Annotated in this window: 14 protein-coding genes; 7 read left to right on the plus strand and 7 right to left on the minus strand. The window is 68.8% G+C overall.

Going from position 1 to position 20,196, the window contains the following annotated elements:
- Positions 1–32 precede the first annotated feature (32 nt).
- Both ACWPXE_RS32320 and ACWPXE_RS32325 read right to left on the minus strand, forming a co-directional pair.
- Positions 33–1,112: a glycosyltransferase family 61 protein gene (locus ACWPXE_RS32320; protein ID WP_454021120.1), complete on the minus strand. Its 1,080-nt coding sequence runs from the start codon at positions 1,110–1,112 to the stop codon at positions 33–35.
- A gap of 86 nt (positions 1,113–1,198) precedes the next feature.
- A complete protein-coding gene (locus ACWPXE_RS32325) occupies positions 1,199–2,641 on the minus strand; it encodes a mannose-1-phosphate guanylyltransferase/mannose-6-phosphate isomerase (RefSeq protein ID WP_330874670.1) in 1,443 nt (480 codons plus the stop codon).
- A 243-nt stretch (positions 2,642–2,884) separates the two neighbouring features.
- Between ACWPXE_RS32325 and ACWPXE_RS32330 the strand changes: the two genes are divergently transcribed.
- Genes ACWPXE_RS32330 through ACWPXE_RS32340 form a run of 3 tightly spaced genes read left to right on the plus strand, consistent with a single transcriptional unit; the run spans position 2,885 to position 7,919 of the window.
- Positions 2,885–3,916 (plus strand): glycosyltransferase family 2 protein, encoded by a 1,032-nt coding sequence (locus tag ACWPXE_RS32330; RefSeq protein WP_454021121.1) that lies wholly within the window; start codon positions 2,885–2,887, stop codon positions 3,914–3,916.
- A gap of 35 nt (positions 3,917–3,951) precedes the next feature.
- Entirely contained in the window at positions 3,952–6,795 is a 2,844-nt protein-coding gene (locus ACWPXE_RS32335; protein ID WP_454021122.1) for a glycosyltransferase family 4 protein, read from the plus strand.
- Positions 6,796–6,803: 8 nt separating this feature from the next.
- Positions 6,804–7,919, plus strand: a complete 1,116-nt coding sequence (locus tag ACWPXE_RS32340) for a glycosyltransferase family 4 protein (protein ID WP_237908301.1) — start codon at positions 6,804–6,806, stop codon at positions 7,917–7,919.
- Positions 7,920–7,955: 36 nt separating this feature from the next.
- Here ACWPXE_RS32340 and ACWPXE_RS32345 read toward each other — a convergent pair whose 3' ends face one another.
- The 5 genes from ACWPXE_RS32345 to ACWPXE_RS32365 form a co-directional block, all read right to left on the minus strand.
- Positions 7,956–8,825, minus strand: coding sequence for a glycosyltransferase family 2 protein (locus ACWPXE_RS32345; RefSeq protein ID WP_454021123.1), 870 nt, complete (start codon positions 8,823–8,825; stop codon positions 7,956–7,958).
- Positions 8,826–8,963: 138 nt separating this feature from the next.
- Entirely contained in the window at positions 8,964–10,010 is a 1,047-nt protein-coding gene (locus ACWPXE_RS32350; RefSeq protein WP_454021124.1) for a rhamnan synthesis F family protein, read from the minus strand.
- A gap of 28 nt (positions 10,011–10,038) precedes the next feature.
- Positions 10,039–11,838, minus strand: coding sequence for a class I SAM-dependent methyltransferase (locus tag ACWPXE_RS32355; protein ID WP_454021125.1), 1,800 nt, complete (start codon positions 11,836–11,838; stop codon positions 10,039–10,041).
- A gap of 124 nt (positions 11,839–11,962) precedes the next feature.
- On the minus strand, positions 11,963–13,060 hold the full coding sequence (locus tag ACWPXE_RS32360) for a hypothetical protein (RefSeq protein WP_237908297.1): 1,098 nt from the start codon (positions 13,058–13,060) through the stop codon (positions 11,963–11,965).
- A 92-nt stretch (positions 13,061–13,152) separates the two neighbouring features.
- On the minus strand, positions 13,153–14,598 hold the full coding sequence (locus tag ACWPXE_RS32365) for a DUF2142 domain-containing protein (protein ID WP_454021126.1): 1,446 nt from the start codon (positions 14,596–14,598) through the stop codon (positions 13,153–13,155).
- 123 nt (positions 14,599–14,721) lie between these two features.
- Between ACWPXE_RS32365 and ACWPXE_RS32370 the strand changes: the two genes are divergently transcribed.
- The 4 genes from ACWPXE_RS32370 (at position 14,722) to ACWPXE_RS32385 (ending at position 19,695) form a co-directional block, all read left to right on the plus strand.
- Entirely contained in the window at positions 14,722–15,696 is a 975-nt protein-coding gene (locus ACWPXE_RS32370) for a glycosyltransferase family 2 protein (RefSeq protein WP_454021127.1), read from the plus strand.
- Positions 15,697–15,807: 111 nt separating this feature from the next.
- Entirely contained in the window at positions 15,808–16,713 is a 906-nt protein-coding gene (cysD, locus tag ACWPXE_RS32375) for a sulfate adenylyltransferase subunit CysD (protein ID WP_454021128.1), read from the plus strand.
- Positions 16,713–18,587, plus strand: a complete 1,875-nt coding sequence (gene cysC / locus ACWPXE_RS32380) for an adenylyl-sulfate kinase (RefSeq protein ID WP_454021129.1) — start codon at positions 16,713–16,715, stop codon at positions 18,585–18,587. Before cysD ends, cysC begins: the two co-directional genes overlap by 1 nt.
- Positions 18,588–18,735: 148 nt before the next feature.
- The gene (locus tag ACWPXE_RS32385; protein ID WP_454021130.1) at positions 18,736–19,695 is read left to right on the plus strand and encodes a UDP-glucuronic acid decarboxylase family protein; all 960 of its coding nucleotides are present in this window, start codon (positions 18,736–18,738) and stop codon (positions 19,693–19,695) included.
- Positions 19,696–20,196: the final 501 nt, after the last annotated feature.

Raw genomic sequence — 20,196 nt, forward strand, 5'->3', positions numbered from 1 at the left:
TCATGCCTCTCTTGCCGCACCCGGCCAGGCGGTCAGCCGGCGAAGGCACGCTCCCGGTCTTCCAGGGACAGGATCAGGTCGGTGTCCCAGGGCATGACCCCCCGGACCGGGCCGCTCTGCGCGCAGCGGATCTCGGTATAGTCGAGACCGCGCAGGGTCGCGATGAACCAGAAGAACGTGTCGGGCATACCCGCCGGCGTCAGATTGACGACGCGCGCGCCGGGCGGTGCGAAGACGATGTTGGTCATCGCCGCCCCCATCACTCCGACGATCCGCGACGCTCCCTTGAACAAAGCCACCTGCTCCGGCAGCGAAAGCGCATTCGGCTCGACCAGACGGTAGCCGTGCGCCAGGGCGAGGCCGATCAGGTCATCCTCATCGACGATCCGGCGGATCCCCGTCGCCCGGCGGGAGACGAACAGCCGGTCTGCACCGCCCGGAGCCACGCTTCGGGCCACGGCTTCCGCAGCGTCGAGGACCAGCGGCGACATGAAGCCGCCGTGCTCGCTCAGCCCGTCCACCAGCAGAAGATCGGCGAAGCGCAGGGGCGTGTCGTCGGCGACCAGGGTCCGGGCAAGGTCGATGCCCAGCATGGACAGCGAAAAGGCCATGCTGTCGTTGAGGTGGCCCGGCGCAAGCCCAACGAGGAAGCGGACACCGAGATCCGGCAGATGGGTGTGGACGAGATGAGCCTTGGGCAGCATCTCCATCATCCAATGGCCGTAATTGCCGATTCCACGCTTCTTGCACAGAAGGATGGGGCCAGCCGTGTCCGGTTCGGCAGCCCGTCCGCCCTGCCCGATCGCCGCCAGAACGGCCGCGTGGGCCTGGTCGATCTCCGCCTCGGAATGCTGGGTGATGGTTTCGCGGTAGAGATCGCCCTTCTGGTCGAAGACCAACCCCTCCCTGGCAACCCACACGTCCTTGAGGCGCGCGACACGCACCGCGCGCTCCGGGAAGCGCGAGGTGTTCCATGCCCATTCCATGGCTTGCAGAATGGGTTGGGGAATCAGCTCGCTGTTGACGACACGGGGGTAACTGGCATCGAAACCGGGCGACGCGAGCGTGAGAATGACCGAGTCATCGGGCAGGCTGATCGGTGTCGGTCGCATCCGGGCAGAATTCCATCGGGAGTCTGGCCGCTCCCGTCCCGGGGTACCCGCCGCCGTGGACGGAGCACCCCAGCCGAACGGTGCGGTTACGAGCGGCCGTAATGGTCGTCGAAGCGGACGATGTCGTCCTCGCCCAGATAGGAGCCGGACTGCACCTCGATCAGGTTGAGCGGCACCTTGCCCGGGTTTTCCAGCCGATGCGGGGTGCCCAGCGGAATGTAGACGGACTCGTTCTCGCGCAGCAGGATCTGCTCGTCCCCGCGGGTCACGAGCGCGGTCCCATTGACCACGACCCAATGCTCGGCGCGATGATAGTGCTTCTGGAGCGACAGGCGGGCGCCGGGCGCCACCGTCAGCCGCTTCACCTGGAAGCGGTCGCCGGCGTGCAGCGACTGGTAGAAGCCCCAGGGGCGGTGCACCCGGCGATGCAGGAGCGGCTCGCTGCGGCCCTGCTTCTTCAGATGCTCCACCAGCGGCTTGATGTCCTGCGCCCGGTCTTTCGCGGCGACCAGGATGGCGTCCTCGGTGGCGACCACCACCGTGTCCTCCATGCCGAGCAAGGCGATGAGGGCGCCGTCCTCACTGCGGGCGTAGCAGTTGAGGCTGTCCCAGGCGATGGCGTCGCCGTGGCAGACGTTGCCGCCCTGGTCCTTCTCACCGATGTCCCACAGCGCCGACCAGGCGCCGACGTCGGTCCAGCCGATGCTGCACGGCACCACGGCGGCGGCCTCCGTGCGCTCCATCACCGCGTAGTCGATGGAGATGTTGGGAGAAGCGGCGAAAGCCTCCTCGTCGAGGCGGAAGAAATCAAGGTCGGACCGGCCCTGGGCGAGCGCCTTCCGGCAGGCGTCCAGGACCGCGGGTTCCCAGCGCTCCAGCTCGGCCAGATATTGGCGCACGGGCAGCAGGAACATGCCGCTGTTCCAGAAGAAGCTCTTTTCCGCCAGATAGCGCTCGGCCTGCTCGCGTGGAGGCTTCTCGACAAAGGCGGCGACCCGGAAGGCGCCGTCATGGCCACCCACCGCATCGCCGCGGCGGATGTAGCCATAGCCGGTTTCCGGAGCGGTCGGCACGATACCGAAGGTGGTCAGATGGCCGGCGGCGGCGGCGGCGGACGCCGTGGCCACGGCCTGGAGGAACGCGCCCTCGTCCTTGATCGCGTGGTCGGCCGGCAGCAGCAGGAGCTGTCCGTCGGGGTCATCCTCCGCGATGAGCAGCGCCGCCACGGCGGCGGCGGCGGCGGTGTTGCGCCCCACCGGCTCCAGAACGATCCGCGCCTTCCCGCATCCGGCATGCCGCATCTGTTCGGCGATGACGAAGCGGTGTTCCTGGTTGCAGACGATCAGGGGAGCGGCGAACAGCGCTGCATCGGACACCCGCTGCGCGGTATCCTGGAGCATCGAGCGTTCCGAGCAGAGCGGCAGGAACTGCTTGGGATACTGTTCCCGAGACATCGGCCAAAGCCGGACCCCGGCGCCGCCGGAAAGGATGACGGGATGAATGCGCGTGTTCTGCAAGGAAATCGTCATGGCAGCCGGAACTTGCACTATCGGAAAGGAAACCGGTTCCCTGTGTAGAGGTTTTGGGACAGACATGCTACAGCGAAATCCGATGCTTCGGAGCTTCCCGCCACACGATTCCCGTAGTGGCTTGATGCACTCCATCGCCTATTGATGGCCCGCAGCCTTCTGGTCTGTTTCCTTATGCCCGCGGTTTCAAGACTGTAACATCCGTAAGCCAGAGCTTCTTACGAGAAAGTGACGATCATAGGCATGCCTGAACACCGATCCTCCGAGCAAGGCGCGACAGCTCTGAAGCCATCCGCGGCAGAGCGGGAGGATGCCGCGGCGCCCGCCTTCACGATCATCACGCCCTGCCTGAACCGCGCCGGTCTCGTGGCGGAGGCGGTGGAGAGCGTTCTGGCCCAGGACGGGATGACGGTCGAGCACATCGTGGTGGACGGCGGGTCCACCGACGGGACGCTGGATGTGCTGGCGCGCTATCCGCACCTGCGCGTCCTGACCGGACCGGACCGGGGCGTCTATGACGCCATCAACCGCGGGCTGGCCGTCGCCCGCGGCTCGGTCATTGGGCATCTCAACAGCGACGACCTCCTGCTTCCGGGGGCACTGACCGCCATTGCCCGCGCCCTGGCCATGGCGCCGGACGCCGATGCAGCCTGTGGCGGTGCCACGGTCGTCGAAGGCGGCTCCGGCATCAATGGGGCCGGAGGGCCGCGGGAGACCTGCGGCTACGACGATCCGGCGATGAAGGGGCTGCGCCCCTTCGACCTGTGCCGCGGCGTGCCGATGATCAACGCCCGCTTCTTCCGACGCAGCCTGTACGAGCGGGTCGGCGTCTACGATCCGTCCTATCGCTACGCCGGGGACCGGGAGTTTCTGATCCGCGCCTGGACCGCCGGCATGAAGACCGTTCCGGTGGCGGAGCGGGTCTATCTCTACCGCCAGCACGCCGGCTCGATGACCATCGTCGGCGGCATGCGGCACATGGTCCCATGGCTCGACGAACACCTGCGGCTCGCCCGCCGGGTGATGAACGATCCGGCCAGTTCACCGGCGCTGTGCCGCGAAGCACGGGACTGGCATGCCTTCGAACTGGGCCGGGCCGCCACCCGCGCCCTGGCCACGGGCGGCGCTGGGCAGGCCACCCGGCTGGCCGTCGGCGGCATCGCCACGGACCCCGTCTGGCCGGCCCGCTTCGCGCTTCAGGCGAGCGGCTATTGCCTTCGCCACTATTGCCTTCGTCGCCATGAACGGGCAAAGGAACGCCCCGGTACACCCTGACACCCTTCGCGTCTTTCCAGCCGAGTTCCTTGTCCATGTCCTTATCCCAGTCCCAGTCCGCGCCCGACTTCGCCGATTTTGTCGAACGGCTTGCGAGCACCGAGCCGGTCGCCCGAATTCTGGCGGTCGGTTCGGGGCCGGGGCGGGCCTCCCTGCGGCGCGGGCTGGAAGGCAATCCGCTGCGCCCGTCCCTGACGGAGGCCGGAATCGGGGACGGTCCCGCCCTTGCGCTTCCCAACGCGCACGAGATCGGCGAAACGTGGCTGCGCTTCCGCAACGACGCCGACCTGCCGCCGCTTGCCGGCCTGCTCGCCGAACTCGAAGAGGACCTGAAGCGCCACCCCGCCGCCCCTCCCGAGACCGGCGCACGGCGGGCACGCGGCGGCTTCGGCCTGGTGCTGGTCGAAGACGCCGGCTTCACCGGGCTGCGCGCGCTGGATCGGGCTGACGACACCGCCACCGTCGTGATCCGGGCTTCCTCCAAGACCGGAAGCGGCTGGCTGATGCGCCGCCGCCTGCGCGACGAGCCCGGCTGGGAGACGATCGCTGAGGGCGAGGACTGGGTCGCCTTCCGGCGGCGCCCCCTGGAGTCCGGGTCCGACCTGCCGATCCATTTCTTCACCATCGTCCTGAACGGCGAGCCCTTCATCCGCTACCACGAGGCGGTCTTCGCCTCGCTGCCCTTGCGGTGGCACTGGCACATCGTGGAGGGCGTGGCCTCGCTGTCCCACGATACCGGCTGGAGCCTGGCGTCCGGCGGACGGGTGCTGGACAGCGTGCACGACCGGGGCCGCAGCAACGACGGCACCTCCGCCTATCTGGACGATCTGGCGGCCCGTCACCCGGACCGCATCACCATCCACCGCAAGCCCCTGGATTCCTTCTGGGACGGCAAGCGCGAGATGGTCAACGCTCCCCTGCCCCATATCCGCGAGGCCGGGCTGCTCTGGCAGGTGGACGCCGACGAGTTGTGGACGGCGGAGCAGATCCGCACCGTCCACGCCATGTTCCAGGCCAACCCGAAGCGCACCGCCGCCTTCTATTGGTGCGACTATTTCGTCGGGCCGGAGCGGATCGTCAGCACGCGCCACAACTACGCCCAGAACCCGCAACAGGAATGGCTGCGCACCTGGCGCTTCGAGCCCGGCATGACCTGGGCGGCCCACGAGCCGCCGACCCTTGTCGGCGCCGACGGCAAGGACGGTGCCCAGATCGACCCCTTCACCCAGGACGAGATGGAGGAGGCCGGCGTCGTCTTCCAGCATTTCGCCTACGCGACCGAGGCGCAGGCCGCCTTCAAGGAAAGCTATTACGGCTACAAGGACGCCCGTGCCCACTGGCGCCGCCTTCAGAAGGAGGTGACGGGGTCGGCGCTGCTGCGCGACTATCTGCCCTGGGTGAGCGACGAGACGCTGGCCGACACAGCCGCCGCCCGTGGCGTGGTGCCCATCGCCGTGCCGGATGAGGCGGCGGGGAGCGGGGCCTGGCGCTTCCTCGATCCCGCGGAGGTCGCCGAACGGCGCAAGGCCCTGGCGCCGACATGGCCGAAGATCCTGGTGGATGGGGTGTTCTACCAGCATCTCGGCTCCGGCATTGCGCGGGTCTGGACGGCGGTGCTGCAGGCCTGGGCGGCATCCGGCTTCGCCGAACATGTCGTCCTGCTCGACCGCGCCGGCACCGCGCCGCGGATTCCCGGCGTGCACACCCGGACCATCCGTGCCCATAACAAGGCCTCCCCGGGCGCCGACAGCCTCCATCTGGAGAGGGTCTGCCGGGAGGAGGGGGCGGATCTCTTCGTCTCCACCTACTACACGGCGCCGACCGCCACGCCCTCGGTCTTCATGGGCTACGACATGATCCCGGAGGCGCTGGGCTTCCCACTCGCCGACGAGACCTGGCGGGAGAAGCACCGGGCGATTCTGCACGCCTCGGCCCACATCATGATCTCGCGGAACTCTGCCCGCGACCTGGAACGGCTGTTTCCCTCGGTCCCAGCTGGCAGCACGGCGGTGGCCTATTGCGGCGTCGGAGACGCTTTCCGCGCGGCGGACGCGGCGGAGGTGGACGGCTTCCGCAAGGCGCACGGGCTGACCGGCCCCTATGTGCTGATGGTGGGCGAGCGATCCGGCTATCAGGGCTACAAGAACGGCCTTCTGCTGTTCCGTGCGCTCGGGCTGGGCGATCCGGCGACCCGCGACCTGACGGTCGTGTGCGTGGGCGGCGGCAAGGAGGTGGAGCCGATGTTCCGCGCCCTGGCCCCCGACACCCGGACGCTGCGCCTGTCGCTGACCGATGAGGAACTGCGGCTGGCCTACGCCGGAGCGGAGGCCCTCGCCTACCCCTCGCGCTACGAAGGCTTCGGCATGCCGGTGGTCGAGGCGATGGCCTGCGGCTGCCCGGTCGTCACCTGCGCCAACTCCTCGCTGATCGAGGTGGCCGGCGACGCCGCGCTGTTCGTGGGCGAGGATGACGCCGCCGGCATGGTGGCGGCCCTTGCCGCCGCCCGCGACCCGGAACGCCGCGCCGAACTGGTCCGCCGCGGTCTGGCACAGGCCGCCCGCTTCACCTTCGGCGCCATGGCCGAGGCGATGGCCGCCCATCTGCTGGACAGCGCGGCGAAGCTGAAGGACGGGCGCCTCGCCCCGCCGGCGCCGGTGTGGCAGGAACTGCGGGCGACGCAGGCCGCGGGCATGGCCGCCGGCACCGGCGACGAGGACGACGAGTCACCCTGGGTCCTGCGCCGCCGCCTGCAGCGCAGTGAACAGCATCTGCACACGGTCCGGAACGAGCTGAGCAGTATGCAGAACAGCCCCTTCTGGCGCCTGCGCGCGGTCACGCTGGGCACCCTGGTGCGACTCGGCGTGAATTGGCGGCGCTGAGCCGCGGCATGCGTGTCCTCTTCGACGACCATATCTTTTCCATCCAGCGTCATGGCGGAGTGTCCCGCTGCTTTGCCGAGGTCGTCACGGAAATGCGCGCCCGTCCCGGCGTGCAGGTGGTCCTGCCCTTCCGGCAGGTCATCAACAGCCACCTGATGGACCAGCCGGGCCTGGACGTCCGGGGCTTCTTGGGGGGCGGGCATTTTCCCGGCAAGCGCAGCCTGCTGCGCGCCCACAATCGCAGGCTCGTCCGCCGGGCGCTCGGCCATGGAGCCTTCGACGTCTTCCACCAGACCTTCTACGATGCCGGCCTGATCGATCTCCTGCATGGGCGGCCCATGGTGGTGACGGTGCACGACATGGCGCCGGAACTGATGCCGGAGATCTTCCCGAAGCCGGAGGAGATCCACCCCGGCAAGCGGGCGCTCTGCGCCGCCGCCGCCGCCATCGTCGCGGTGTCGGCGCACACCAAGGCCGATCTGGTCCGGCTCTATGGAATCGACCCGGCGCGGGTGGAGGTGGTGCATCACGGCCTGTCGCGCGACGCCGTGTGGGTGCCGGGACGCCGTGCGGGGATCGCGCTGCCGGACCGCTACCTGTTGATCGTAGGGCGCCGCGACGGCTACAAGAACTTCGCGGGCGTGGCGCGGCGTCTGGCCGCCCTGCTGGCGCGCCGACCCGACCTGCATCTGGTCTGCGTCGGCGGTGGTCATCTCCAGGACGAGGAGCGCCAGCCCTTCCTGGAGGCCGGCTGCGCCACCCGCCTGCACCAGCGCACGCTGCCGGCCAACGACCTCGCCTACGCCTACGCGCACGCAGCCGCCTTCGTCTTCCCATCGCTGTACGAAGGATTCGGGCTGCCGATTTTGGAAAGCTTCGCCAATGGCTGCCCGGCGGTGTTGAGCGACCGGAGTTGCTTCCCCGAGATCGCCGGCGATGCCGCCGTCTACTTCGACCCCGCCACGCCCGAGAGCCTGACCGAGGCCCTGGAACGGGTGCTCGACGACAGCCCTCTGCGGCACCGGCTGATCGCCGACGGCCGCCGCCGCGTCCGCGACTTCACTTGGCCGGCGGCGACCGACCGGCTGCTGGCCCTCTACCGCCGCCTGCCTGCCCGCCACTAATCCATTCACCGCCCGCCGCCAAAGACGGGCGCGCCGTCAGAAAGCCCTGACCGCGCAACGGGCCAGGAAGCGCGCGGTGCGCGTCGGGGACCAGGAGAAAGCGCGGCCGATGTGGCTGAGCGCCTTCGCATGGGCGTCCTCATGCACCGCGGCGACCGCCTGTTCGATGGCGAGGCTGGCGCGGAAGCGCCGCAGCCCGTCCGGACCGGCGACACGCAGCACGCGGTCGGTGTGCTGCCGGTCGAGGCGGTCGATGGCGATGGCGACCGGACCGGACCGTGCGGGCCGTCCCACATGCACGACCGCCCCCAGCACCGGCAGGCAATCGAAGGCGAAGCGTTCCATGCAGCGCAGGAGCCAGTCCCAGTCCTCAAGCCGGGGCAGCGTCTCGTCGAGCGGCCCAACGGCGACGAAACAATCGCGCCGCACCATCAGGGTGGAGCCAGGCGAGACGTAGCAGCCATCCAGAAGAGTCTCGAACCATGTCCCTTCCGGCTTCGGCCATCGCTTGGTGCAGCGTCCGGTCTCCTCACGGTGCAGAAGGAAGCCGGTGCACAAGGCCTGCGGCGCGTCCGGTCCGCTTTCCAAGGCATTGATCTGGGCGCGGAGTTTTCCCGGAAGCCATTCGTCGTCGGAATCGAGAAAGGCGATGTAGCGGCCGCGCGCCGCCGCCACCCCCGTGTTGCGGGCCGCTGCCGCCCCGCGGTTGATCGCGTGCCGGATCGGACGGATACGCGCATCGCCGAAGGATTGGGGAATGTCCGCACTTCCGTCGGTGGAGCCGTCGTCCACGACGATCAGTTCCCAGGAAGTGACGTCCTGCACCTGCACGCTCTCAATGGCACGGCGCAGCGTATGAGCCCGGTTGAAAGCCGGTATGACGACGCTGACCAGTGGCTCTTCCATCGACGATCTCGTTCGCGGCACGGCAACCGTTGCGGTCCGACCATAGGGCAGCACCCTGCACGGCGGGAAGAGGCGACGCGCACCTTGCGTCGTTTTCCTTCGGACCAGCCCCCCTCCGCCTCTTGCTTGCGGATCCGGTCAGACGCTGCGGTTCTTCAGGGACAGTTCAAGATGACGCAGGATCAGCTCGGTGTCGTAGTCGCTCGACTGCTTCACCACCCGCTCCCAATAATTGAGCAGCGGAATGCGCGCCGGGTTCTTCTGCAACAGGTCGCGTTTCAAGAAGGGGAAGTCCATCTGGGCGATCAGATAATCCCAGAAGAAATGCGTCCCGTTCAGCGGCACGCCGGCATTGATGGTCCGGAAAACCTGTTGGATGAACGTCTTTCGCACCGGGTCCATGCCATCACCGGCGATGTTGCGCTCCACCACCGCCTCGATCAGGGCGGTTGCCGCCTGACGATAAGGGAAGGCGGCGCGGCAGCGCAGGCCGGCGCGACGCAGCGCACGGGTCAGCCCGATCTCGTACTTGCGCACGATCCAGGTCTTGGACTGCACGTAGCGCAGCCGGTCCCAGAAGGCCGTGAAGGCGGGAGAGGCGAGCGCCGCCTTGTGGAACAGCAGGAAATAGCTTTGCAGGTGGAAGGAAAACTCCCAACTGTCCGACGCGCCCCAGACGTCGGCGTCCTGCGGGTCCATCCGCTCCAGCAAACCCGCCAAGTGGTGCAGCGGGCCGTAGACGCTGTCGTTGGCGAGCAGCAGCATATCCAGCGCCGCCCGATCCGGAACGGCGGCGATGCCCTCCTTGTAAGCACCGAAGTCGTATCCGACGTTGTCGCGGCGGAGGATCAGCGCGCAGATGTCCCGCAGCGGCTCGACCTGGGATTCGGCCAGACGCGGGGAATTGCTGGAGAAGACGATGGCGAAGCCCAGCGCGTGGAGCTGGCGCAGATAATGCCACACGAAATCGTGGACGATGCCCTGCCGGTCGTAATGCACGAACACCACCACACGGCGCGCCCCGGCGAGCGGCACCCGCCCGTCCCAGCGCTCCCGCACGTAGCTGTCCTTGCGGAAGGTGCTGGCCGCGTAGGACACATAGCCCGCCATGATCTTGCATTGCACGATCGCCCAGGCGACCAGGAAACGCAGGCGGAAGGGAAGACGGATCAGGGTGCTCAGCATGGGGGCGTTTCCGTCCTCGGACGCGTGGTCAGACCGGCAGGCGCTGGGTGCGGACCAGAAGCTCCGTCCGCGCCCGCAGGTCGAGCGGCACGGACGGCAGGCCGGCCTCGGGCTTCAGCAGGCCGCGCAGGGCCTCGCCCGCCTCATCCTTCCTTCCGGCGTTGACCAGAGCCTGCCCCTGGTGGAACAGCGACGGCCACAGCAGGGCCTGGACGATCGGCGCGGTGGCGCGGTCGGGCAGGTCCAGGCAGGCCCGGTGGGCGCGCCCGAACAAGGCCGCGGCGCTCCGCGGGGCCTTGCGGTGGTTCAGCGTCAGGATACCGAGCGCGAAGGCGGTGGAGGCCAGAACGGCGCCGCTTTCCGGCAGGGCGGCTTCCACCGCCGCGGCCAGCCGGTCCGCCGCCTTGTACTGGCCGAGATTGACCAGATCCACGAAGATCTTGCGCTGCGCGTCCTCCAAGATGTCGCCGGGAATGCGCTCGCGCAGCAGCGGGCTTTCGAGAGTGCCGAGCGCGGCGGCGCCGTCCGCCGCCCGGTCCGGGGCGTCCCAGGCCAGCACATGCGGGATGTTGGCGCAGGCGCGCCAGGACAGCTCCTCCGTCTCGCCGTCGTCGGCGCCGATGACGTGCAGGGCCGCGCGCATCCGCTCCCCGGCGAGCGCCGACGCCTCGAACCATAGGGCGGCCAGATCGCGGCGCCCGTCGAGCTGCCAAGCCAGCATCCCGTGGAAATAGAGGATGCCGCACAGGTTGAAGGGCGCCGTCGCGTGGTAGGGCTCGACCCCCTGCGGCACCGGGGCGGCCTTCAAATGGGCCAGCAGGGCGGCGGGATCGGACAGGTCGAGATGGTCCCAGCGCAGGCGCAGCGCCTCCGCGACCTGATCGGCCGCACCGCGGGCTGCCGCGTAGTCGCCGGCGTGGGTCAGCTCCTTCAGCAGGCGGTAGCGGTAGCCCAGGCCGAGCGGCGACGCCGCGTCCAGCGTCGGGATGCGCGTCTCCAGGTAGGAGCGGTAGAGGCGGCGGTCATAGGGCCGGTCTAAATCGACCGACAGCGTCCCCGGCGAGGCGGCGGCCAGCAGCGAATGGCCCTGGTCGACCACGCGCACATCGGCGAAGCCGGCCCGGCGCAGGATCGTCTCCATCCCCTCCTTGCTGAACAGCACGAAATGATAGCCGGGGCTGAGCAGCGACAGCAGCGTGCCGGGCCGGGTGCCGGCGTGGATCGCCCCGGCGCTCGGCGTGGTCAGCATCAGAGTGCCGCCAGGGGTCAGCACGCCGCGCAGCAGCGCCAGCAGGCTGATCGGGTCGAAGACATGCTCGATGACCTCGGAGCAGAAGACGAGGTCATGGGGTTCCCCGGCGTCCTCCGGCTTCTCCAGATAGCTGTGCGCGATGTCCACGCCCAGCGTCTCGCGGCCCTCCTGGGCGCTGAAGCCGGGGTCGAAGCCGCGGACCTGCCAGCCGAACACCGTGCGCGCGTAGTCGAGCAGGAGCCCGTAGCCGCAGCCCAGTTCCAGATAGCGCTTCACCTGCGACGGCTCGACCGAGGACAGCACGCGGGCCATGCTGTCGATTCCGGCGTTCTGTTCCAGGTAGCAGGCGACCAGCGGGTCGAACACGGCCTCGTAGGGCGGCTGGGTCAGAGTCGGGTAGGCGGCGGTGCCGCAGGCGCTGCACACCACCAGCGACTGGACCGGGTTCGGCGGCCAGGGCGAACGGACCTTCAGGCGTACCGGCTTGGCCGCCGCGTCGCCGCAGGCCGGACAGACCGCCGGCATCGTCTCGCCGCCGTCTTCCCACGACACGGAATCCCAAGAGATCGTATCCATCAGTCCCCTGCCCTCGAAAAACGGTGCCTCGACATGCGGTCTCCGCCCGCAACGCTGCGGGATGACCTAAGGGAAACACTCGGCAAAGCGCAATGCCTTTGATGCCGCGCCCTTGATGCCGAGTTCAGCCGCGCTGCGGATAATGCTTGGCGCGGCTTTCCGACGTGTCGCGGTCGGTCGGCCAGGACACCGCGCCGTCCGGCAGGTCCCGCACCTTGCGCGCCAGCACGAAGGCGCCGCCGAAGGAGGACACCAACGGCATCAGCGCCTGCGCCGGCTGGCGCTGGTCCGGATAGATGCGCACACGGCTGCTCAGCCCCGCGGCGATCACCTCGAACCCCATCGCCGGTCCGAACAGCACCTTCAGCCCTTCGTCGCTGAAGCGCCAGAAATCGTTCGGCTCCTCGTGCAGGGGCCAGGACTGATGCGTCAGGTGATAGGTCAGGCCGCCCACCTCCAAGGCCCGGTTCACGCCGTAGGCGAACAGCCAGGGCTGGGCCAGATGCTCCATCACCGACAGTGAGAAGACCGCCCCGGCGGCCCCCTTCCCGATCAGCTCGTGGATATAATGGGCATCGCCGACCACATCGACGTTGGGAGCGGCGTGGATATCCATGCCGATGTAGCGTTCCGCCCCGGCGAAGGCGGCGCGCAGCGGGCTCATCTGCGAACTGACCACGCGGGCGCCGACCTCGGCGACGACCAGCTTGCGCTCGTTCACCGCGCGCTGGAAATCCTCGAACGCCCGCTCCGCCGCGCCGTGCTCCGGCTTGGGGTCCTGCCAGACGCTGCCGTCGGTCAGGCAGTAGGGCTTGCGGCTGGCCTCCGGAGAACGGGGAAGCTCCACCGTCTCGACGAAACGGTCGTCGGCGGTGACGACCTCGAAGGTCACCGGCGTCCCGGCCCGCCAGGGAAGGTACAGCTTGAAGCCGCTCTCCGCGCTGTTGGGAAACTCCGCGTAATGGGGCAGCACGTCCGGGCGGGGCGCAAAGCTGACGATCTCATAGGCATCGTCCCCCGCGACCACGCGCAAGGTGAGGATCCTGCGCTCATAGGCGTGGATCCAGCCTTCCAGATAGGCGCCGTCGCGGTCGCACCAGAAGACCTCGATGGCATAGACGAAGGGCTTGCGCTGCGGTGGCGGCGCGGACAGGCCGCTCCTCGTCAGGGCGGCGCGGAGAGTCCTGGCGGCGAGGCGGAGGGCGGAAGGGCGCTGTTCCATGCGACTGTCCTGGAAGGCTCCGCAGGCGGCACCGCCACCGGCGCGGGAAGGAGAAACGGGCCGCAACAGATAGGCGTTGCGCGCGACCGCTGTCAATTCACGCCGGCTACCGGAACCCACAGCCTGTTCCAGGCCGCCAGCACGTCCAGCAGAACCGCGCCGTTCAGCGTCATGAAAAGGGCGAACAGCCCGAGCCGCAGCCCGTGGCGCAGGCGCGCCGGGGTCCAGGGACCCGCCGCCGCTGCGAGCGCCAGGACGACCAGAACCTGCGCCGGCAGGAAGTAGCGGCCCTGAAGTCCCAGCACCATGTCCGACCCGACCGGGGTGAAGCCGACCCAGAAGGCTGCCATGACGAGCAGCACATAGGCCGGGGCCGGCAGCAGATAGCCCACCCCGATCACCGGATCGCGGCGGCGGGCGCCATCGCACAGGGCCAGGGCCGGCAGGACCCACAAGGCAGCCAGGATCAGCCGGTCGTCGGCGTAGCCGCTCCAGGGCGGCGGGTGGCCGCCGTAGCGCCCGTAGCTGTCGCGCCACCACATGATCGCCCAGTCCCACGTGGTGGTGCCGAAGATCCGCAGCGCCTCCAGCGGGTCGGCGCGCATGGCCGCGATCTGCGCTGCCGGGTCGGCGGCGGTGCCCCAATAGGGGCCGGGGACGAAGGGATAGGCCATGTTCCACGACAGCGCGATGCCCAACGCGAGCCCGAGGCACAACGCGGTCAACGCGATCCGCCACCGCGTCCCGCCCGCCACCGCGCCCGGCAGATAGAACACCGCGGCGGCGAAGGGCGCCATGGTCAGCTTGAGGAAACCGAGCGCCGCCGACAGGGCCAGAAGCCCCGCCACCTCCCAAGCCCCGAGCGGTGCGCCGCGGGCGCGGAACCGCCAGACCAGAGCCAGCAGCAGGGCGGGAATCGTCAGGTTCAGGGGATCGGCGCTGAGCGAACAGGCGCTTTGCAGGGCGAAGGGCGACAGGGCGAGCGCCGTGAAGACCAGCCGGCCGCCGGGCAACGCCCACAGGACCGCCAGCACCATCAGCCCGTAGGCCACGGCGTTGCCGACCCGCCCCGCGTGCATCTGGTCGAGCGGACCCAGCCCCCAGGCGCGCGCGGCGGCGGTGAAGGCCGCCTGCGGCAGGTAGGCGAGCGGCGCGAAGCTGGCCGAGCTGGGAAAGGGCACCACCTCGTCCCGCGGCGGCAGGGTGGCGAGATGGTCGGACAGCGCGCGGGCCTGCGCGGCGTCGACCGGGGCGTGCTTCTGGATCAGCTCGATGTAATGGAGCATGTGGAGGTAGCTGGCCCGATCGATCGGCCCGCCCCAGGAGTTGGGGCCGAGCTCCTCCGCCAGGAAGTGCCCTTGGGCGATCTGCAGCACCCGCTGCCAGTGGAACGGCTCGTCCAGCCCGGCGTAGGGCGGGGTCTTCACCAGAAGCTGCGCGCTGAACAGCACGTAGAAGAGCGCCGCGGCGGCGTAGAGAAGTGCGGCGGCCAGCGATGGACCGGAGCGGGTCGGCTCATGCCGGGAGATCGTGCGCATGCGGCCGGGCATCCTCTCTTTTTTCTTCCTTCACGCCGGACAGGCGTTGCCCAGGATGGGGGGAGCGCGGTAACAGACCACATTCCCCTGGCGGCTGGAACGCCGAATCGCCCCCCACCGGCCATGATCCCAAGCGTCCGCATCATCACCGTGAACTGGAATGCCGGGGACCTGCTGCGCGCCTGCGCCGCCTCGGTGCCGTTGGCATTGACCGGCGCCGCCCCACTGAAAGGCATGACGCTGGAAGCCATGGTGGTGGTGGACAACGCCTCCACCGACGGGTCGGCGGACGGGCTGGAGACCGGCGCCCTGGTTGCAGGTGGCGGGCCGCTGACCGTCCTGCGCAACCCGGAAAACCGCGGCTTCGCCGCCGCCTGCAACCAGGGCGCCGCCGGGTCGCACGCCGACTGGCTGCTGTTCCTGAACCCGGACACCCGGCTGTCGGACCGGTCGCTCGCCCCGGCGCTCGCCTTCCTGGCGGAGCCGGCGCAAGCGCGCACCGGGATCCTCGGCATCCGGCTTGTGGACGAGGCGGGACGGACCCAGCGGTCCTGTGCGCGGGCACCGACGCCGGGCCGCATCCTCGCCCAGGCGATGGGGCTGGACCGGCTGGCGCCCAGCCTGTTCCCGCCGCATTTCATGACGGAGTGGGACCATTTGGACAGCCGCCCCGTCGATCAGGTGATGGGCGCCTTCCTGCTGATCCGCCGTTCCCTGTTCGAAGGACTGGGCGGCTTCGACGAGCGCTTCTTCGTCTATTTCGACGACGTGGATTTGTGCCTGCGCGCCCGCCGCGCCGGCTGGGAGGTGGTGCATTTCGCCGGGGCGGAAGCCTACCACCGCGGCGGCGGCACCACCGAGCAAGTGCGCGACCGACGGCTGTTCTACGCCCTGCGCAGCCGGATGCAGTTCGCCGCCAAGCATTTTTCCGCCCCCGCCGCCGCCTTGGTGGCGGCGGCGACCCTGATGGTGGAGCCGCTGACCCGGCTGGCCCACGCGCTCGCCGCCCGCTCCCCGGCGGACGCCCGCGCGGTGCTGCGCGGCAGCGTCCTTCTGTGGCGGTCCCTGCTGGGTTTCCCGACACGGCGGGCTGAGTAGGGCCGGCCGGCTTACACCGGCTGAACCGCCCCATCCCGCCGGCGGAGCCCAAACGGCCCGTTGATAAAGTGCATACACTTCACAAGGCGAAGCCGCGCAACCGGAGAACCGATGCCAACCCTGCCCGACGATCTCAGGCTCCTCGAAGCGGAATCCATCGCCATCCTGCGCGAGACCGCGGCCAGCTTCAGCAAGCCGGTGCTCCTCTATTCGATCGGCAAGGACAGCGGCGTGCTGCTGCATCTGGCGCGCAAGGCGTTCCACCCCTCGCCGGTACCCTTCCCGCTGCTGCATGTGGACACCGGCTGGAAGTTCCGCGACATGATCGCCTTCCGGGACGAGACGGCGCGGCGGTTAAGACTGAACCTGCTCGTCCACACGAACCAGGACGGGCTGGCCCGGGGCATCGACCCGATCCGGTCCGGTTCCTCCGTCCACACCCGTGTCATGAAGACCGAGGCGCTGCGCCAGGCGCTCGACCGGCACGGCTTCGACGCGGCCATAGGCGGCGCCCGGCGCGACGAGGAGAAGAGCCGCGCCAAGGAGCGCGTCTTCTCCATCCGCAACGCTGCCCACGCATGGGACCCGAGGGATCAACGGCCCGAGTTGTGGCGCCTGTGGAACACCCGCATCCGGCCGGGAGAGTCCGTCCGCGTCTTCCCGCTGTCGAACTGGACCGAAATGGACGTCTGGCGCTACGTGGCCGCGGAGGCCATCCCCGTGGTGCCGCTCTATTTCGCGGCGGAGCGCCCGGTGGTCCGCCGCTCGGGTGCGCTCATCATGGTGGACGACGGGCGGCTGCCGCTGCATCCCGGCGAGGTTCCGGAGATGCGCCGGGTACGTTTCCGGACGCTCGGCTGCTACCCGCTGAGCGGGGCCATCGACTCCGATGCCACAACTGTGGAGGACATCATCGCGGAGATGCGGGCCTCCCGGACCTCCGAACGGCAGGGCCGCCTGATCGACGGCGACGAGCCGGCCTCGATGGAGCGCAAGAAACGGGAGGGATATTTCTGATGGCGGGCTCTCCGACGGCCGGCTCCGGGCAGGGCCTGCTGCGCTTCCTCACCTGCGGGTCGGTGGATGACGGCAAATCCACGCTGATCGGGCGGCTCCTGCACGATGCCGGCCTTATCCCCGACGACCAGATGGAACAGGTTCGGCGCGACAGCCGCGGCCGGCCGGACCAGGAGGGAGGGATCGACTTCTCCCTGCTGGTGGACGGGCTGGAGGCCGAGCGCGAGCAGGGCATAACGATCGATGTGGCGCACCGCTACTTCGCCACCGCGCGCCGCAGCTTCATCGTCGCCGACGCGCCGGGGCACGAGCAGTACACCCGCAACATGGCCACCGCCGCGTCGGGCGCGTCGCTCGCCGTGCTGCTGGTGGATGCGCGCAAGGGTCTGCTGCCGCAGACGCGGCGCCACACCATCGTCACCTCCCTGATGGGCATCCGCCACGTCATTCTGGCCATCAACAAGATGGATCTGGTGGACGGCGCCGAGGCGGTCTTCACCACCCTCCTGCAGGACTTCACAGCCTTCGCCGGCCCCCTGAAATTCCGGTCGGTGACGGCGATCCCGCTGTCGGCACGGCGCGGCGACAACGTCGTCCACCGCTCCGCGGCCATGCCCTGGTACCGAGGGCCCACCCTGCTGGAGCGTCTGGAGAGCATTGCGGTGGAGGGGGGAGCGGAAGCGGACGATCCGCTGCGTTTCCTGGTGGAGTGGGTGAACCGCCCCGACCCGGATTTCCGCGGCCTGTCCGGAACGGTCCTGTCGGGACGGCTGGAGACGGGCGCCGCGGTGACGGTGTGGCCGTCGGGCCGGTCCGCCCGGATCGCCCGGATCGTGACCTTCGACGGCGACGTGGAACGGGCGCGGGCCGGCGACGCGGTGACCGTGACGCTGGAAGAAGCGGTGGACGCCGGACGCGGCGACCTGTTGAGCGGGCCGGGCGCCGCGCCGGAGGTGGCCGACCAGTTCGCCGCCCATCTTCTGTGGATGGCGGAGGAGCCGCTGATCCCCGGGCGCTCCTACCTGCTGCGCGCGGGCGCGCGGTGGATTCCGGCGACCGTCACCGCACTGCGCCACACGCTGAACGTGGAGACGCTGGAGCATGGGGCGGCCACCGTGCTGGAAATGAACGCGGTCGGCCTGTGCAACCTGTGCACGGCGGCCCCCTTCGCCTTCGATGCCTACGAGACCAACCGGCACACCGGGGCCTTCATCCTGGTCGACCGCTTTTCCAACCGGACCGTGGGCGCCGGCATGATCCGGCACCCGCTGCGGCGCGCCGCCAATCTCCACCGGCAGGAGCTGGCGGTGTCCACCGGGGAACGCGCGGCGCTCAAGCGGCAGCGCCCGGCGGTCCTGTGGTTCACCGGCCTGTCGGGATCCGGCAAGTCCACCATCGCCAACCGGGTGGAGCGGCGTCTGCACGCGCTCGGCCACCACACGATGATGCTGGACGGCGACAACGTCCGGCTGGGACTGAACCGCGACCTGGGCTTCACCGACGCCGACCGGGTGGAGAACATCCGGCGCGTCGGCGAGGTGGCGAAGTTGATGACGGAGGCCGGACTGGTCGTGCTGTGCGCCTTCATCGCCCCTTTCCGGGCGGAGCGGGAAGCAATGCGCTCCCTTCTGCCGGACGGCGCCTTCCTGGAGATATTCGTGGACACGCCCCTGGAGGAATGCATGCGGCGCGATCCCAAGGGGCTGTACGCCAAGGCGCGGGCCGGAACCTTGCGCAATTTCACCGGGGTGGATTCGCCCTACGAGGCGCCGGATGCGCCGGAACTGCGGCTGGACACGGTGGCGGAGGACGCTGACTCGCTTGCCGAACGGGTGGTGGAGCTTCTGCGCCGGAAAGGCATCGCCGGAGTTTGAACGGCCTTCGCCTGCGGAACCGTGGTCGCGGCATAATCGCTTGCCAAAGCTGTGGACTTGCGGCCATGTGCAAGAGTGCTTTCCATTCGGACACCGGCGGTGACGCCCGGTGTCCGAACCGCCCAGAGAAACTCTCCAGAGACAGTCCATGACCGGAATTCGTAGTTACAATCGGCGCGTCCTGGTAACCGGCGGCGCCGGCTTCCTCGGTTCCCACCTCTGCGAGCGGCTGATCGCCCGCGGCGACGAGGTGGTGTGCGTCGACAACTACTTCACCGGCTCACGGCAGAACATCGCCCACCTGCTGGGCAACCCGAACTTCGAAACGATCCGCCACGACGTCACCTTCCCCCTGTACGTCGAAGTGGACCAGATCTTCAACCTCGCCTGCCCGGCGTCCCCGGTCCATTACCAGCATGACCCCGTGCAGACGACCAAGACCAGCGTGCATGGCGCCATCAACATGCTGGGGCTGGCGAAACGGCTGAACGCCCGCATCCTCCAGGCTTCGACCAGCGAGGTCTATGGCGATCCCAGCGTCCATCCGCAGCCGGAGGAATACTGGGGCAACGTCAATCCGATCGGGCCGCGCTCCTGCTACGACGAGGGCAAGCGCTGCGCCGAGACGCTGTTCTTCGACTATCACCGCCAGCACAAGCTGCCGATCAAGGTGATGCGCATCTTCAACACCTACGGGCCGCGCATGCATCCCAACGACGGCCGCGTGGTGTCGAACTTCATCATGCAGGCGCTGAAGGGCGAGCCGATCACCGTCTATGGCGACGGCTCCCAGACCCGCTCCTTCTGCTACGTCGACGACCTGATCGAAGGCATGATCCGGCTGATGGACTCACCCGCCGATGTCACCGGGCCGATCAACATCGGGAACCCCGGCGAATTCACCATGCTGGAACTGGCCGAGCATGTGGTTGCGCTGACCGGGTCGCGCTCCGCCATTGAACACCGACCGCTGCCCCAGGACGACCCCAGGCAGCGCCGCCCCGACATCACCAAGGCCAAGAGCCTTCTGAAATGGGAACCCACCATTCCCCTGCGCGACGGGCTGGAACGGACCATCCACTATTTCCGCAGCCATTTCTTCGGCTGATGTGAACGAAGCCCCCACGAAAAGGGCCTGAAAGGGGAGGATGCCATCGGGCATCCTCCCCTTTTTTCTTGCCGCGGCTCCCTCATACCGCTCCCCACGAACCGGTCCAGGTTTGGAGTCTTGTCGCGCCCCCCTTCCCGACTCAGGCCGAGCCACCCGGCAGCCCGGAGCATGGACGGCACTCCCGGAGCACAAATCGCCGAGTCGCTGAGCGAATCGCTTCCGAAAGCGATTCGGAAACGTAGAACTGGAGTTTTGTCGCGTCGCCCCAAGCTTCCACAGGACGAACGGGTTATCCCCTGGAATGTTGTCGCGGGATTCCTGGACTCTTGTCGCGCGAATCGCGATTCTCTACTGGAGTCTTGTCGCTCAAACTAATAGGAGAATCTAGTAACCTTACTAATAGTCTGCGCGACAAGATTCCAAATTGCGGGTGTCAACCCGCCGTGTTATGGATCGGACCATAAGTCGACCCGGAACAAACGGCGAGAACAGCGCGCT

The organism is Azospirillum sp. Marseille-Q6669 (assembly GCF_965111635.1).